We start from the raw sequence: 16,729 nt of genomic DNA, 5'->3' as shown, positions 1-16,729 counted from the left end.
AATAAGTGGCGTTTAGTAATAACTATTAAAATGGTACTGATTGAAGCTTGGAGAAACAGAGCATAACAGATTATTTGAGGAAACTCTATTTTTAATCGCCAAACTTAAATTTGATCCGTGATTTTTGGGCAAACTAGATAATGTATAGCCACTTATATAATTCAGATTAAAATACTTAACTAAACCATGTCTTACTAAATAACTTTTCTCTAACCTCTATTTTAAAAATTACAAAACTCTAACTTGAGCATTTAGAGTGGACTTTTAACTACTTGTGAAGACAATATAGAGTCCTCTTGCTAGCCAAGTTAAGCAATTCAGCAATATTTCAGTTAAAACTGCTAACTAAGTATGAACAGTCACAATAAGCCTATCGATGGGAATGACAATCTAGATGAATCATTGTCAAATTCTGGTGCTAGCCAACAGTCAGCAGAAAATTCAATAGATTTATGGAAAACAATTCATGATGAAGATGCTGAGATTGTAACTGAATTTATCTCCGCTGAAACCGCAGCTAAAAACGATGCGGAAGCTTTAGAAAAACTTGATTTAGATAGTAGTTATATTAAGCCCAAACGAAAGAATAGCGCTCCTTTAGATTTAGATGATTGGGATTTTCGTAATCTAAATTCAACTGAATTAGAATCTGAGCCAGATTTAGATGCTGCTGATGAATTAGACGATTTAGAGAGCGATCAAGTCAATCAAATAAATTCCTCAGTTGAGGAAGAAGTAGCATCGAATTGGTTAGATAGCGACAATGATCTGTTGGTTGAGCCAGATGAAGAGTTAGCTAACCTAGCCGAGATCTCTCTAGAACCAGAAGCTGAATTTATATCAGCAATGACGATAGAGGATATAGATGAGCCTTTTGTTAGTTTAAATGATGATGAATTGACGCTAGATAATCTAGAGATTAATCTCTTAGATAACTCAGAAAAGTTAAACCTATCAGAAGAATCTTTCGTCGAGATGAATTTAGCCGACGATGAACCAAATTTAATTGAGTCTGATTCAGATTTATCAGATTTGGCAATTAATAGCTTAGAACTAGAAGCACAAACAGATCTAGATTCATTAGATGCTTTAGCAGATGGCGGATTAGATAGCCTGGGTCATGATTTTGATGAATTATCTTTAGAGTCGAATAGCGAGTCCCTAGACGCTCTCATAATCGACGAGCCTGTAGATGAATTAGATAGCCTGGGTCATGATTTTGATGATTTATTATCTTTAGAGTCGAATAGCGAATCCCTAGACGCTCTCATAATCGAAGAGCCTGTCGGTAGTCTAGACTCATTAGCCAGCTCTTTAAATCCTACAGATTCAATCGATCTAGATTCTTTATTAGATAGTGAACCCCAGGCTGAACTCCCAGCAATTGCACCCCCGCGTACTCCCAAAGCTCAACCCCAACCCAGGGTAGCCAATGTCGAGCCACCAGATGTCTCTCCATCGCCAGCTTTTGACCAGACCATGAGGGTTTCCGTACGTAAACTAGATGATCTCAATAATCTAATTGGAGAACTTGTAGTTAAGCGGAATCGACTAGAAGATGACCAGGAAAGATTGCGTCGCTTCCTCGACAACCTGTTGGGTCATGTCCAGTCCCTAGGGGATGCTGGAGCTAAAATGCATGACCTGTATGAGCGATCGCTTTTAGAAGGTGCTTTGATGGCTAGTCGTCAATCTCGCGCTAACTCCCCCATCGCTGCGGGAGGATCGAGACGGGTTGAGGAAAAACCCCAAGAGCAAGGACTAGACGCTCTAGAATTAGATCGTTTTAACGGTTTTCACTTACTCTCCCAAGACATTATTGAATTGATTGTCCGAGTCCGAGAAGCAGCATCGGATATTCAGTTTGTCGTTGATGAAACCGATAAGGTTGCTCAAACCTTCCGTCAGGTAACTAGTCAGCTACAGGATGGGATGAACTCTTCCAGGATGGTTGCTTTTGGACAGACCGCAGATCGCTTACCTAGAGCAATTCGCGATATTTCTCGCAAGCAGAAAAAGCAAACTAACCTGCATGTTGAAGGAAAAGATGTGCTAATCGACAAAATGATTGTTGAGCATATTTATAATCCCATGACTCACCTGGTTAATAATGCTATTTCTCATGGCATCGAGCAGCCAGAAGTCAGACTTAGAAATGGCAAGACCGAAGCGGGAAATATTTATATTCGGGCATTTATTCAAGGAAACCAGACCGTAATTACTGTAAGAGATGATGGAGCAGGAATTAACCCAGAAATAGTCAAAAAGAAAGCGGTTGAGAAAAATCTGATTAGCTGGGCATCGGCACAACATTTATCCGAACAACAGGTATATGAACTGCTGTTCCATCCAGGGTTTAGCACCAAGGATGAGGCAGATGACTTTGCAGGTCGTGGTGTGGGTATGGATGTGGTCAATACCGACCTGAAAAAAATTCGCGGTTCGGTCAGTACAGAATCGCAAGTGGGCAAAGGCACGACCTTCACGATTCGACTACCTCTGGTACTGAGTATCTGCAAAGCTCTAACCTGCGTTGACAATAATACTTCGATCGCTTTCCCCATTGATGGAGTGGAAGACACCAAAGAATATTTACCCAGTGACATTCAAACTAACGCTAATGGAGTGCGCTGTATTGCTTGGCAAGATACTCTATTGCCCCTAAGACCTTTACGGGACTTGCTCAACTACAATCGTCAGATCCGTCGTACAGGTATTTATAATGCCAACCAAAATAACGATGATACGGTTTCTGTAGTCATTTTACGTAGTTTAGACAATCTACTGGCGATCGAGGTAGATGAAGTCAAAGCCGAGCAAGAAATTGTAATTAAGCAAATCGATGGCCCAATTGCCAAACCACCAGGTATTGCAGGGGCGACAGTTCTGGGTGATGGTTCGATTATGCCGATTGGTGACGTTTTAGAGCTAATTGAAATTGCTCAAGGTAAGAGAACGATTGAAATTGGCTTTAATATTCTGGCTGGTGCTGGAGATGTTAAGCAGGCTCCAGTCGAAAGCATTCAGCAAGAGCCGATGGTACTAGTCGTCGATGACTCCATTACAGTTCGTGAGTTGCTGTCAATGAGTTTTAATAAGCTAGGTTATCGAGTAGAGCAAGCTAGAGATGGTCAAGAAGCCTGGGATAAACTCCGTGGTGGTTTACAGTGCGACATGATTTTTAGTGATATTGAGATGCCTCGTATGAATGGTTTGGAATTACTATCAAATCTTCATCAAGATAGCAAACTAAGATCTGTTCCTGTGGCGATGCTGACTTCTCGTGGTGCAGATAAACATCGTCAAATAGCCAATGATTTGGGAGCAAAGGCTTATCTGACTAAACCCTATACTGAAAAAGACTTGATGGATGTGGCAAAACATCTAATTGAGATTAATCGAGCCAATCAAGAGGAATCTGTTAACGATAAAGCTAAGAAAGTTAATCAGTCAGACACCATTTTTAAAGATGCTCCTCTGGTGCTAATTATCGATGACTCAGTGACTGTAAGGGAATTATTATCCATGACCTTTAGAAATGCTGGTTATCGAGTGGAACAAGCTAGAGATGGTCAAGAAGCTTGGGATAAACTCCGTAGTGGTTTGAAGTGCGATATTGCCTTTTGCGACATTGAAATGCCTCGAATGAACGGTTTAGAATTGCTCTCACAACTACAACAGGATGAGAAACTAGCTGCTTTACCCATCGCCATGCTAACTTCTCGCGGAGCGCAAAAAATGCGTAAAATAGCAGCTTCTCGTGGAGCTAACGGCTACTTTGTTAAACCTTATGTCGAAGAAGATTTATTAAAAGCTGCCAAGCGCATGATCGATGGGGAAACCTTAATTGAAATTATTGAAGAAGATTGAACAGTAAGGTGTTGCTGATTCAAAACATGAATTGATAGTGATATCGTTTTTAGCTATTAGCTTCTAGCTATTAGCTTTTAGCTCTAAGAGGAATAATGTTTAAACTAACGATTTATCTAGGTGTCTTTTTATTAGGTAGTCTTGGTAGTTGGCAATCGGCGATCGCTGCTGAAACAAAAGCTCAGGATATTGAACTGGAAATCGGTATTCTTCAACGATTGGGTGCTGCACCAATGATTGAGGGAGATCCTGAAATTAAAAAAGTTACAATTCAAAGTACGCCAGGAGACACTCTACAGGTAAGTTTTCCCGATCAATCTCAAGCGACAACTATTAAAACTCAAAACGTGGTGTTGAAGGTAGATTCTGCTCGTTTATCTCAGCCTAAGCTAGCCGAAAAATTGATTTTAAGCGATCGCTCTACGTTTGAAACTGCTGAAGATAGTGCTAAATCTTGGCAAAAGCTGGGAATAGAAGTTGAGATAGCACAACCAGGACGCTGGCAAGTCTGGGCTAAACGCGATGTTTATCAAACTCCTTTGATTCGTCGTTGGCTATTACACAGTTTAAAAGCCAATGGTTATGAAGATCCTTATTTGGATACGCAAATTCTGGCTCAAGAACCTGATATTGTCTTGGAAATTGAGGGACAGAAATATAATCAGGATGAGGTGAAAATTACTAGTGGCAAAAACTTAGTCAAGGTTAACACCACTGAGCAACCCCAAGAAGCTAGGCTCTATGGAGGTAGTTTACGTCTTCAGCCAAACGCTCACGGCGAATTTACCCTAGTTAACCAAGTTCCTCTAGAAACTTATCTACGGGGAGTTGTTCCTCACGAAATTGGCGCTAATGCTCCTGCTCAAGCGGTGGCGGCTCAAAGTATTATTGCGCGTACTTATGCTCTACGGAACCTCAGACGTTTTGCCGTAGATGACTATCAATTGTGCGCTACGGTTCATTGCCAGGTATATTACGGTTTAAAAGATACCAACCCAATAAGCGATCGCGCGATCGCTAAAACCGCAGGATTAGTTCTTACCTATGATAATCAGTTAATTGATGCGCTCTATTCTTCCACCACTGGGGGTGTTACCGCCAGTTTTGAGGATACCTGGAACGGCACTGAACGTCCGTATCTCCAGCCTGTAATTGATGCCCCTAAGCCATTTTGGGATCTACTCAAATATCCTCTAGATAATGAGCAAACCTTTCGCCATTTTATTAGCCTAACCAAGGGATTTAACGAGACAGGTAGAACAGGAGTATTCCGCTGGCATAAAACCCGTAGTATTGCTGATTTAAGCCAAGATTTACGTCAATATCTGCTGAAAACACGCCATCCTCTAGCAGAATTTAAGACGATTAAGTCAATGGAAATTCAACAGCGATCGCGCTCTGGCAGAATTTTAGCACTTAATATTCAAACCGATCTGGGTAAACTACAGCTACATAAAAACGAAATTCGTAGCGCCCTAGAACCACCTCGCAGCACCTTTTTCTACCTAGAACCAATTTACAATCAAGGTAAACAACTTAAAGGCTACAGCTTTATCGGTGGCGGATTTGGGCATGGCGTAGGTTTAAGTCAGTATGGTTCTTATAATCTAGCCAAACTAGGTTGGTCGGCTGAAAAAATCTTAGCTTTTTATTATCCTCAAACTATTCTTAAACCTCTAGACGATACGATTGTCTTTTGGCAAGAAGATCAAGAAGACTCCCTCACATCCATTAGTAATAGTCAAAAATAAATTAGCCTTAATGACTAACATTAACCATGACCAACTTTTTAAGGAGCTTCTTACTACCTTTTTTGTCGAATTCATAGAGTTATTTTTCCCTGCTATTCTCGAATATCTCGATACTGATTCGATCACCTTTGTGGATAAAGAATTATTTACTGATCTTGTTCGAGGTGAGAAGAACATCATGGATATTGTTGCTTTGGCTAAGTTTCAAGAACAAAATTATTCTTTTCTTATTCACGTAGAAAATCAAGCTTCTAATGCACCTGAGTTCAATCGTCGAATGTTCCGCTATTTTTGTAGCCTTTTTTTGAAATACGATCGCCCAATTTATCCCATTGTTATCTTCTCCTATGATCGCCCTCAGAGATTGGATAAAAGTAGTTTTGCGATTGATTTTCCCAATAAACAAGTTTTGAATTTTGATTATGACATAGTACAGTTAAATCGTCTTGACTGGCGCGACTTTCTCAAGCAGAAAAATCCTATAGCAGCAGCTTTGATGAGCAAGATGAGAATTAGCCCACAAGATCGCCCAACAGTCAAAGCTCAATGTTTTCGTCTCTTGGTTACTCTCAAGCTAGACCTTGCCAAGATGCAGTTGATTTCAGGCTTTGTCGATAATTATCTCCGTCTTAACTCTAATGAGGAGAAGTTATTTCAATCTGAGTTAAGTACAATGGAAACAAGGGAACAAGAACAGATTATGCAGATTACTACATCTTGGAAAGAAGAAGGAAGAGTTGAAGGGCGAATTGAAGAAAAGCTTGCTATTACTTTGCGTCAACTTAATCGTAAACTAGGAAATCTCCCAGAGGCGATCGCTGACCGCATTAAGTCTTTAGAACCAATCCAGTTAGATTCTCTGACCGAGGATTTACTCGATTTTCAATCTCTTGGCGATCTTCAAAATTGGCTCAGTAATTCCTAGAGTACATTAAATGAGACGAGATGAGAGAGCTATTAGTACTGCCAATTCAAATACCTTTTAAAAGGCTAAAAGACTTTTGTGAGGGTCACAATATCGAGAAACTATCGTTGTTTGGCTCAGTACTAACAGATGATTTTACGTCACAAAGCGATGTGGATTTATTAGTAGAGTTTGCTAAGGGAAAAACTCCAGGTTTAGCCATCATCGATTTACAGGATGAATTATCACAAATGCTGGAACGAAAAGTAGATTTAAGAACGCCAGCCGAATTAAGTCGTTTTTTTCGAGAATGAATGTTAGTCGAAGCTGTAGTAATATATGCCCAAGATTGATGATTTATATTAGTTTTCAATCTCGATTCTGATGAAAGCTTAAGAAAAATAGTTAATAAAAGTCAAATAAAAGCAAATATTTTATGATTAACTGACAAGCTTCAACTGAGTTACAAAATATTAATTGTTTGCCAATGCTTCATATTCAGTCAGTAAATCTAAGGAAAACTAACTAGAAAGCTAAGGAATGAAAGCTAGTAAAGTTCTGAAAAGATATGCAGCAGGGGAAAGAAATTTTCAACGTTTAAATCTTCGAGGACAATCTTTTAAGGGACAAGATCTTACTGGTGCAGACTTTAGTGAGGCGGATATTTGCAGTACTAACTTCACTGGTGCTGATCTCAGAGGTGCAAATTTTACTGGTGCCAAGTGTGGTCTTCAAAAACGTTGGGTAACACTTTTAACTATTCTTTCCTGGCTGTTGGCTAGCATATCAGGATTCTTCTCAATGTTCACTGGAGTTTTCGCTTCACTAATTTTTGACTCCTCTAGCCCAGAAAATCGAATTATCGGTTCTGTTAGTTTACTAGTACTAGTTATATTCCTGATTTTAAGTATTCGCCAAGGAATAAGCGTATTACAAATAGCAGTAGCGTTTGCAGCAGGAGTAGCAGGAACAGCAGCAACAGGAGTAGCGTTTGCAGCAAGAGTAGCAGGAGCAGAAGCAACAGGAGCAGCAATAGCAGTAGCAGGAGCAGTAGGAACAGTAGGAGTAGCAATAGCAGTAGCAGCAGTAGCAGGAGCAGTAGCAGAAGTAGCAGCAGCAGGAGCAGCAGGAGCAGGAGCAGCAGTAGCAGTAGCAGTAGCAGTAGCAGTAACAGCAGCAAGAGCAACAGGAACAGGAACAGGAGTAACAGGAGTAACAGCAGCAGTAGCAGGAGCAGGAGCAGTAGCAGCAGTAGGAGTGTACATTGGCTGGCGTGCTATGAGAGGAGATGCCAGGGATACTGGGGTGCGGTCTTTTGCCATTGCTTTTGCTGCTACAGGTGGGACGAGTTTTCGTGGTGCTGACTTAACTGGTGTTAATTTCACAGGAGCAAAACTAAAAAGTACAGATTTCAGAAGAGCTACTCTTACTAGTATTCGTTGGTATGGAGCGAAAATGCTCGATCTCGTTCGTCCTGGTAATAGTTATCTGAAAAGCACTCAAGTCAGGCAATGGCTGATCGGCAAAGGACAAGATAAGAATTTTGATGGTCAAAAACTCCAGGGTATTAATTTCCAAGGAGCAGATCTAACTGATGCTAGCTTTATTGATGCCAATCTAAGTGAAGCTAATTTACAGGATGCAGATTTATCTAGAGCCAAACTGGTACAGACGCAGTTAGATCGAACAGATTTTACAGGAGCTACTCTGACAGGAGCTTTTATTGAAGATTGGGGCATTACAACTTACACCAAACTAGATGATGTCAAGTGTGAATATGTCTTTATGCGTCTGCCTACTGAGGAAAACCCCGAACCACGTCGCAAGCCTGATAATCGGTCAGAAAAATTTGAAGTTGGTGACTTTGCCGATTTTATTAAGCCGATTTTTGATACCCTAAACCTCTATCACAATCAAGGAGTAGACCCCAGAGCGATCGCTATTTCTTGGAAACAGTTAGCAGAAAACAATCCCGATGCCAAACTTCAATTAGCCTCAATGGAAGTCAAGGGGGAAGACAATTTACTACTGAAATTAAAAACTCCACCAGACGCTGATTTATCTAAATTGAGTGCTGAATATTTTGATATGTATAATCAAATCAAAGCTTTAACAGAAAAAGATTCTAAAAAACTCGTAGCAGAAAAGAATAATCGCATTCAAGCATTAGAAAGTATGGTCAATACGGCACTAAAACGCCCAGGTTTCTATGCTGAAAATTACAATCATCAAGGAGACAACGAAATGAATAGCGATCAAAGCAGAAACCAAAATATTTCAGGCGGAACTATAAACGCTAGTGGTGCAGGTGCATTTAGTTTAGGAGATCTTAGTGGTACGGTTGCGAATACGATTAATCAGCTACCATCCTCATCTAATCCAGAAGAACCAGGAATTAAAGATTTACTAATTCAAATTCAAGAAGCAATTAACGATCCTCGATTGTCTCAAGAGGATCAAAAGCAAACCTTAGAACAGTTAGAGGTTTTAGCCGAAGCAGGACAAAATCCTCAAGATGAAACTATGCAGAAGAAAGCTAAAAAAGCAGTGGGCTTTCTAACAGTGATTTCGGATGGAGTAGAACCTGCTACCAAATTAGCGATCGCCTGTACCAAAGTTTTACCTAAAATTCTCGCTTTCTTCGCCTAATAGAAAACTGAACCCTTTAACCTTTTCCCCTTTCCCCTTTCCTCTTTGCCAGCCTAAGCAGATTAATTTGCTTATTAGGAGTTAATAAGTCCGTTTCGCCGTTGCCCAACGAGAAAGTATACTAGTAAATAAAACCAGCATTACTAAAATAAAAGCTGCACCCCAAGCCAATTCCTGCTGATTCTTAAAGGGAACGATCGCAAAATTATAAACCAACACCGCCAAAGAAGCCGTCGGTTCTACTAGTAAAGCATCCCAATTGGGCCAAAATTGAGTAAATAGAGCTGTAAACAGTAAAGGCGCAGTCTCCCCCGCAGCACGGGCGATCGCTAGAGTAATACCTGTAATAATCGCGGGCAAGGCAGCAGGTAGCACCACCTGTAAAACTGTTTGATATTGATTTGCGCCAATCCCCACAGAAGCCTGACGTACATCTTGAGGTACTAGCTTGAGAGATTCATCAGTAGTACGCACAATAATCGGCAACATTAAGATGGAGAGAGCAAAACCTCCAGCCCAGGCTGAATAGCTTTTAAAAGTAAGGACGATCACACCATAGGCGAACACCCCGACAATAATCGACGGTACTCCACTCAAAACATTAGTCGCAAACCTAATCCACTCAGCAACTTTACCCCCGTTGAATTCCGAAAGATAAATTGCTGCCATAATGCCCAAGGGAATGCTAATTAAAGCTCCAATGCCCACCATTAATACGGTACCTAAAATGGCATTACCAAAACCACCACCATCTACTAAGGGTGGAGGAGGTAATTCAGTAAAGACAGAGGCGGATAAAGAACTAATTCCTTTAGTGATTAGATAACTCAGAATAATAAATAGCGGAACAATTGCAGCGAGGGTAAACAAACCAGCAATACCGCTCATTACCAAACCAAACAGGGTGCGGGGGGATGTTGGATTGCGCTTAAGGCTGATTTCTCCGTAATCTGATTTTTCGAGCTGAGGTGAAGTCATGATGTTCTTTAATTGGATCTAGATTTGATAGTTTTGCCTTACCTAAATTCTTTGCAGTCTAGTTACGAATAACTGAGCCAAAATATTTACTACTAGAGTAATGAAAAACAGAATTAAAGCTGCATACATCAAGGCTGCCACTTGTAATCCACTGGCTTCGGCAAACTGATTCGCCAGTAGAGATGAAACTGTATTGGAAGGAGCAAATATATCGAAAGCAGCCACTCGGTTAGAATTACCAATTAACATGGTGACGGCCATAGTTTCGCCTAATGCTCGACCAAGAGCCAACATGATTCCGCCAATAATACCTGAAGATGCAGCAGGCAGAATTATTTGGATAATTGTTTCCCAACGAGTAGCGCCTAAACCCAAGGCAGCTTGCCTCATACCAGGCTCGACGTTCGTAATGGCATCACGACCAATAGCAGCAATCGTAGGTAAGATCATTACTGACAAAATCAACGCAGCAGGCAACATCCCCTGCCCCTTTAAAGGCGTAAAACCTTTGAGAAAGGGAATTAAGACAAAGATACCCCATAGACCGTAAACTACACTAGGAACGGCTGCTAATAATTCCACCAAAAATACAGTGATTCTTTGAACAGCAGGAGGTAGATAATCTTCACTCAGAAAAATTGCTACTCCCAAACCAATTGGCACTGAAATCGCCAAGGCAATGAAAGAGCTAGTGATAGTACCGTAGATTGCTGGCCAAACTCCATATTGTTCTTTGACAGGATTCCAACTGCTAGTAGTGATAAATCCGAAGCCAAATTGTTTGATTGCTGGCATGGCAGCGATCGCTACTTGAATGGTAATCCAAACTAAAATACCAGCGATCGCCAAAGCCAAAAGTTTAGCTGACCAATAAAAAGCACTGTCTAAAGTTCTTTCAACTCCTGAACGAGCCTCTATCTTTGACGCTTGATGATTCATAAAAATTTTAAGTATTTTAAGGTTAAATATTGCTTAAAATAGGCAGTGAAAATATTGTACTAGTATCTATTTACAATGCTCTGATTAAATCGAGGTAAAGCTTGGGTTATTAAGCTCAACTCTTAACCCTCACAAATCTAATTACGCTAAAGTTTAAAAGAAAATAGATTTAGATTAGGAGATATTAAGCATGGCTTTATCCGTTGGTTCTGCTGCTCCAGCTTTTACCACTGTTGATGATGAAGGAAACAGTGTTTCTCTAGCCGATTTCCAGGGTAAGACAGTTGTTCTATATTTTTATCCCAAAGACGACACTCCAGGTTGTACAAAACAAGCCCAAAGTTTCCGTGATAATTTCGCTGAATATCAAGAGCAAGAAATGGTAGTTTTAGGAGTGAGCCAAGACGATCGGGCTTCTCATCAAAAATTCAAAGAGAAGTATGGTTTACCGTTCAAACTATTAGTCGATAGCGACGGTACCATTACCAAAGCTTACGATGTTGATGGTGGTGGCTACGCTAAGCGTGTTACCTACATTATCGATGCTGATGGCACAATTGCTCACGTGGACAGTAATGTGAACACTAGCACTCATGCTACAGATATTTTGACCAGTATTGGTTAACTCTAATTTAGAGCTTTAAGTAAAATTTGCTGCAACAAAAAAAGGGAGTGAATAAGTTTCCTCCTTTTTTTTATTTCCAGACACTGACAGCAAAACCAAGCAGATTAACGTAAAAAGCAGCTTACGAGCCAAAATAAACAGAAAGTTACGGTAGCAGCAAACTGATTATGATCTAAAGCAGTAATCCCTCCCTGACTTAAGACTAGGTTGGCTAAACCTGTGCCGATCGCGATCCCAGCAAACAAAGCCACAAAGCTAATCAAAAATGCTCTACCTGAGCGTCCTTCTTTACGATTGAGAAAGTAAATATTAGCAATAAAGCCCAAAGCCATTAATAGCGGAAGAATCGAGGCTTCACTATTGGAAGAAAATACGGCGATCGCTGATAGGGTTAAGAAAATACCCGATGGCCAAAGAATATCTGTTTGAGAAGGTGTATCTACTAAATCTTGTAACCAAACAGCAGATTTATCGTTAACGATCTGGGGAACTTTTAAAGTTTTTTCCGCATTACGTTCAGGAAAACGAATTTTTTCGGGAACTTTAATTTTACCTTCTTGACGCAACCGCAAGCGATCCATAATGATTGAATCGTAAGCGATTTCTACTTCTTCTAGTACGGTATGATCGTGACCATGTTGTTCATAAAGTCTCTTTTTGGCAGCCTGTATTTCTTCAAATGAAGAATTTTCTGTGACCCCAAGTTGTTCGTAGGGATTTTGTTCGCTCATCTCTTAACCTGCTCTATAAATACCTAGTTTTAAATTTTTCTGCGCTAGACAATTTTTTAATAAACTTCCCAGAAACCGAATGCTGGGCCAATAAATCTGACGGTCACCCAAACAGCAATCATGATACCAATCCCAATCCAAGCTCCCTTACTAGTTATGTTAATAAATTTTTCTGCTTGAGCTTTGGTAATTGGCAGCCAGGGAAGTATTCTGTCAGACTTTTGACCATATTCTGTTCCCAATGCTGATTTACGGCGTTTTGATTCTCCCATAATATATATTAGTTATTAATCGTAATCGTCAATAAGTAAGTTATGAGTCGATCATAGCGTTTTCTGGTCACAGATTCTCTTGCTCCTAATTCAAGCCACTTTTTGCCGATCGGGTTGAGCTACATATACCATGTTGCCAATTTAATTGAGTGGGAATAATTTTTGCTTGATTATTGAGCCAATCGTCAACTAGGCTGATCTCATCACTCTCTTAATAATAATGAATTCTTCACGAGTTGTTTTCTGTGATTTTGATGGCACAATTACCGCTAAAGATACTTTTGTCAGTATGCTCGAAAAATTTGCCCCCAAAACGGCAGCCCGACTGTTACCCGCAATTTTTCGCCGAGAAATAAGCCTCAAAGAAGGTATAGACAAAACTTTAGGTGCAATTCCTGTTCAACATTATCCAGCTATGATTGACTTTATTGCCCAACAACCAGTTCGTCCAGGACTTAAAGAATTTATAGAATTTCTTAATGATGCCACAATTCCTTTCGTGGTCATTTCAGGTGGACTAACAAGTATGGTTACAGCAGTATTAGAACATCAGCAATTGCTGGATGGCGTTACAGCTATCTATGCAGGGAAAGTCGAGACTAGAGGCGAATTTTTACAGCCTTATTCCGCAATTTCTAGCGATACAGAGTTTGTCGCTAAAGAGATCGTCATGGCACAGTATTCGGCTCAAGAAAAAATAGCGATCGGCGATTCCGTAACAGATATTAACATGTCTCTAGCTGCGGATTTGGTGTTTGCCCGCGATCGCCTTAAGCAGTATTTGGATGTTGAAAACAAGCCTTATGTTCAGTGGCATGATTTTTGGGAAATCCGAGACTATTTAGCTGCTAGTTGGCAAGTCAATGTGTGATTATTAAACCATGCTTTATGTACTTGTCTGGACTTGTATTTACTAGCTGTTTCCAGTAATGTTATTAACTTGTAGATGTTAAGTTTAATCTCTGACATTTACAAGTTAATTAAGTTAATACAGATTAAACTTTTTTGATGAGTATGTTGTCAGCGTGGCTTTTCAAAGCGTTTATCTACATCAAAATTATCTACTTAGCATCACTCAAGCTCCTTACTCTACCGTATCTGGCTGAGACATATTAACGATAGTTATCAAGCAGTAATTATGGTGAAACATATATGACTAAATTTGTATTTATTACTGGCGGGGTAGTCTCAAGTATCGGTAAAGGAATCGTGGCAGCTAGTTTAGGTCGATTATTGAAATCGCGCAACTATTCCGTCTCGATTCTCAAGCTCGATCCCTACATCAACGTCGATCCAGGCACTATGAGTCCTTATCAACACGGAGAAGTTTTTGTAACTGATGATGGTGCAGAAACCGATCTCGACCTAGGTCATTATGAACGTTTTACTGATACTTCAATGTCCCGTCTTAATAGTGTCACTACAGGCTCTATTTATCAGGCGGTAATCAATAAAGAAAGAAGAGGCGATTATGAGGGGGGTACAGTTCAGGTTATTCCCCACATTACTAATGAAATTAAAGCCAGAATCCATCGAGTTGCCAGTAATACAGGCTCGGATGTAGTCCTGACGGAAATTGGCGGTACGGTGGGGGATATTGAATCTTTGCCTTTTATGGAAGCGATTCGTCAATTTCGTAAAGACGTGGGCAAAAACAATGTCGTTTATATGCACGTTACTCTAATTCCCTGGATTCCCGCTGCGGGAGAAATGAAAACTAAGCCGACTCAGCATTCAGTCAAAGAATTACGTTCCATCGGCATCCAGCCTGATGTTTTGGTTTGCCGTAGCGATCGCCCTTTGTTTCCTGGAATTAAGGAAAAGATTGCCGAATTTTGCGATGTGGAAGTCAATTCGGTGGTTACTTCTCTCGATGCCAGCACGATTTATGAAGTGCCTCTCATTTTAGAACAAGAAGGGCTAGCCCAAAGAACTATCGAGTTACTACAGCTTGAACAGCGCGAACCAGACTTAAAAGACTGGCGTAATTTAGTCATTAAAATGAATTCTACCCGCACCAAAATTACCGTGGCGATCGTCGGTAAATACATCCGACTCAGCGATGCTTATTTATCGGTGGTAGAAGCATTAGGACATGGAGCGATCGAGGCAGACTGTGAGGTAAACTTACGTTGGATCAGCGCCGAAGATATCGAAACTCATGGTGCAGCTAAATATCTTCATGACGTGGGTGGTGTTATCGTACCTGGTGGCTTTGGCATTCGGGGGGTAGACGGTAAAGTAGCAGCGATTGAATATGCTCGTTCGACCAATTTACCTTTTTTAGGTTTGTGTCTGGGGATGCAGTGCTGTGCGATTGAGTGGGCGCGTAATGTAGCCAAATTAGATGATGCCAATAGCGCTGAATTTGACTCGGAAACATCTAATCCCGTGATCAATATTTTACCCGAACAACAAGACGTTATTGATTTAGGAGGTACTATGCGCCTGGGAACATATCCCTGTCGCTTAAAATCAGATACCCTGGCTTACTCTCTATATCAAAATGAAGTGATTTATGAACGTCATCGTCATCGATATGAGTTTAATAATGCTTATCGCAGCCTGTTGTTAGAAACAAACTACGAAATTAGTGGTACGTCTCCGGATGGACGTTTGGTAGAAATAATTGAAATGCCAAATCATCCTTTCTTTATTGCGACTCAATTTCATCCAGAGTTCCGTTCTCGTCCTAATAATCCGCATCCACTGTTTTTAGGGTTAGTTCGAGCAGCTTTGAAAAGAAATAGTATCTCAATTGAAGAACATACTTCTACTGCCGCTTCAGTAAGCTAATAATTGAAATATATAATGTTTGCTACTTATAATCTTCAAACGAACCTCATGCTTAAATCTAACCAAGGCGATCGAGTAATTGGCGCACTGCTAGAAATATAATCAACTCCAGTTTCGGCGACGGCACGAATTGTCTCTAAAGTGATGTTACCCGAGGCTTCTATCTTAACTCTTTTGCTTGTATTGCGAATTAGCTCTACAGCCTGAATCATTGTTTCTAAAAACATGTTGTCCAGCATAATAATATCAGCACCATGTTGTAAAGCTGCTGCTACTTCTTCCAGATTGCTTGTCTCCACCTCAATACTTAAGGGATAAGGAATGTTGTTTCTTAAAAGTGCGATCGCTTTTTCTATTCCCCCTGCTGCTTTTATGTGATTATCCTTAATCATCACCGCATCATCTAATCCCATTCGATGATTTACTGCACCACCGACTCTTGTGGCATATTTTTCTAATACTCTTAAACCTGGCGTAGTTTTTCGAGTATCTACTAATTTAGTTGGCAAGTTACTAATCTCTGTTACATAATTACGAGTTGCGGTAGCAATTCCACTCAAACGCATTGCCAAATTAAGTGCAACTCTTTCTCCTGTTAGCAATGCTTCTCTACTTCCTTTAATGCTGGCAATCTTCGTTCCCGACTTACAATAGTCCCCCTCTCCTACATCACAGGTGAACTGAGCTTGCTTATCTAATAACTCAAAAACTCTAGCTGCGATCGGTAATCCTGCAATCACCCCGTCTTCTTTCACAACCCATACACCTTGATTGATTTCAATTTTGTCGTTGAACAATCCTTGAGTAGTAAAATCTCCTCTGCCAATATCTTCTAATAACCAATTTTCTAGTAGGCGATCGACAATTATTAAGGAAGGTAAATTAGCCATACAAACTTTTTTAGTTAATTTGAAAAATAAAATTAAATGCTTTAACACTATAGCTAGTAAAGCTTAAATGATAATAAATAAGGCCAAAAGAACTAAAATCCTAAAATAATGTTGGAAAAGGGGGTTGACTTTATTAGAAATGTTGCTTATATTGGTAAATGCGCGGTTGAGAGGGATGCAAGTCACCCAAAGCGCACAGAACCAAGACAATACAATAGTTTGACAGTTTTAAAGCCCCCAAGTTTTTTGGATAAAAAGTCAATTATAAACCACTCCAAGTGAGAGGATAGAGCAAGTTTTAACAAACTTAATCAAAACTTCACA

The 16,729-nt window shown here is 40.2% G+C and carries 13 protein-coding genes; 8 read left to right on the top strand and 5 right to left on the bottom strand.

Features of this window, described 5'->3' with window-relative positions; translation table 11 throughout:
* Positions 1 to 351 precede the first annotated feature (351 nt).
* The 5 genes from KME09_22110 to KME09_22090 all read left to right on the top strand — a co-directional run bounded on the left by KME09_22110 (position 352) and on the right by KME09_22090 (position 9,174).
* Positions 352 to 3,870, top strand: coding sequence for a hybrid sensor histidine kinase/response regulator (locus KME09_22110; GenBank protein MBW4536630.1), 3,519 nt, complete (start codon positions 352 to 354; stop codon positions 3,868 to 3,870).
* Positions 3,871 to 3,965: 95 nt separating this feature from the next.
* Positions 3,966 to 5,621, top strand: a complete 1,656-nt coding sequence (locus KME09_22105; GenBank protein ID MBW4536629.1) for a SpoIID/LytB domain-containing protein — start codon at positions 3,966 to 3,968, stop codon at positions 5,619 to 5,621.
* A gap of 10 nt (positions 5,622 to 5,631) precedes the next feature.
* Positions 5,632 to 6,546 carry a DUF4351 domain-containing protein gene (locus KME09_22100; protein MBW4536628.1) on the top strand — a complete coding sequence of 305 codons (915 nt, stop codon included), beginning with the start codon at positions 5,632 to 5,634 and terminating at the stop codon, positions 6,544 to 6,546.
* 20 nt (positions 6,547 to 6,566) lie between these two features.
* Positions 6,567 to 6,839 carry a nucleotidyltransferase domain-containing protein gene (locus KME09_22095; protein ID MBW4536627.1) on the top strand — a complete coding sequence of 91 codons (273 nt, stop codon included), beginning with the start codon at positions 6,567 to 6,569 and terminating at the stop codon, positions 6,837 to 6,839.
* 226 nt (positions 6,840 to 7,065) lie between these two features.
* Positions 7,066 to 9,174 carry a pentapeptide repeat-containing protein gene (locus KME09_22090; protein MBW4536626.1) on the top strand — a complete coding sequence of 703 codons (2,109 nt, stop codon included), beginning with the start codon at positions 7,066 to 7,068 and terminating at the stop codon, positions 9,172 to 9,174.
* An 81-nt stretch (positions 9,175 to 9,255) separates the two neighbouring features.
* Here KME09_22090 and pstA read toward each other — a convergent pair whose 3' ends face one another.
* On the bottom strand, positions 9,256 to 10,152 hold the full coding sequence (gene pstA, locus KME09_22085; protein MBW4536625.1) for a phosphate ABC transporter permease PstA: 897 nt from the start codon (positions 10,150 to 10,152) through the stop codon (positions 9,256 to 9,258).
* 42 nt (positions 10,153 to 10,194) lie between these two features.
* Complete coding sequence (gene pstC / locus KME09_22080; GenBank protein MBW4536624.1) at positions 10,195 to 11,091, bottom strand: phosphate ABC transporter permease subunit PstC; 897 nt, start codon at positions 11,089 to 11,091, stop codon at positions 10,195 to 10,197.
* Positions 11,092 to 11,281: 190 nt separating this feature from the next.
* On the opposite strand from pstC, the gene KME09_22075 reads away from it, so the two are divergent.
* On the top strand, positions 11,282 to 11,716 hold the full coding sequence (locus KME09_22075) for a peroxiredoxin (GenBank protein ID MBW4536623.1): 435 nt from the start codon (positions 11,282 to 11,284) through the stop codon (positions 11,714 to 11,716).
* Between the two features lie 104 nt (positions 11,717 to 11,820).
* Here KME09_22075 and KME09_22070 read toward each other — a convergent pair whose 3' ends face one another.
* Positions 11,821 to 12,447 carry a CPP1-like family protein gene (locus KME09_22070; GenBank protein MBW4536622.1) on the bottom strand — a complete coding sequence of 209 codons (627 nt, stop codon included), beginning with the start codon at positions 12,445 to 12,447 and terminating at the stop codon, positions 11,821 to 11,823.
* A 56-nt stretch (positions 12,448 to 12,503) separates the two neighbouring features.
* On the bottom strand, positions 12,504 to 12,719 hold the full coding sequence (locus tag KME09_22065; protein ID MBW4536621.1) for a DUF2839 domain-containing protein: 216 nt from the start codon (positions 12,717 to 12,719) through the stop codon (positions 12,504 to 12,506).
* Positions 12,720 to 12,939: 220 nt separating this feature from the next.
* Here KME09_22065 and KME09_22060 point away from each other — a divergent pair, with 220 nt between their 5' ends.
* Together KME09_22060 and KME09_22055 are read left to right on the top strand one after the other, a co-directional pair.
* Positions 12,940 to 13,590 (top strand): MtnX-like HAD-IB family phosphatase, encoded by a 651-nt coding sequence (locus KME09_22060; protein ID MBW4536620.1) that lies wholly within the window; start codon positions 12,940 to 12,942, stop codon positions 13,588 to 13,590.
* A gap of 281 nt (positions 13,591 to 13,871) precedes the next feature.
* The gene (locus tag KME09_22055) at positions 13,872 to 15,515 is read left to right on the top strand and encodes a CTP synthase (protein MBW4536619.1); all 1,644 of its coding nucleotides are present in this window, start codon (positions 13,872 to 13,874) and stop codon (positions 15,513 to 15,515) included.
* A gap of 35 nt (positions 15,516 to 15,550) precedes the next feature.
* On the opposite strand, the gene KME09_22050 is transcribed toward KME09_22055, so the two are convergent.
* A complete protein-coding gene (locus KME09_22050) occupies positions 15,551 to 16,405 on the bottom strand; it encodes a carboxylating nicotinate-nucleotide diphosphorylase (GenBank protein MBW4536618.1) in 855 nt (284 codons plus the stop codon).
* Between the last annotated feature and the right edge of the window lie 324 nt (positions 16,406 to 16,729).

This window comes from Pleurocapsa minor HA4230-MV1, assembly GCA_019359095.1.
Classification (GTDB): Bacteria; Cyanobacteriota; Cyanobacteriia; order Cyanobacteriales; family Xenococcaceae; genus Waterburya; species Waterburya minor.
Note: the sequence above shows the minus strand (reverse complement) of the source record. Positions and strands in the feature narration are given on the sequence as shown.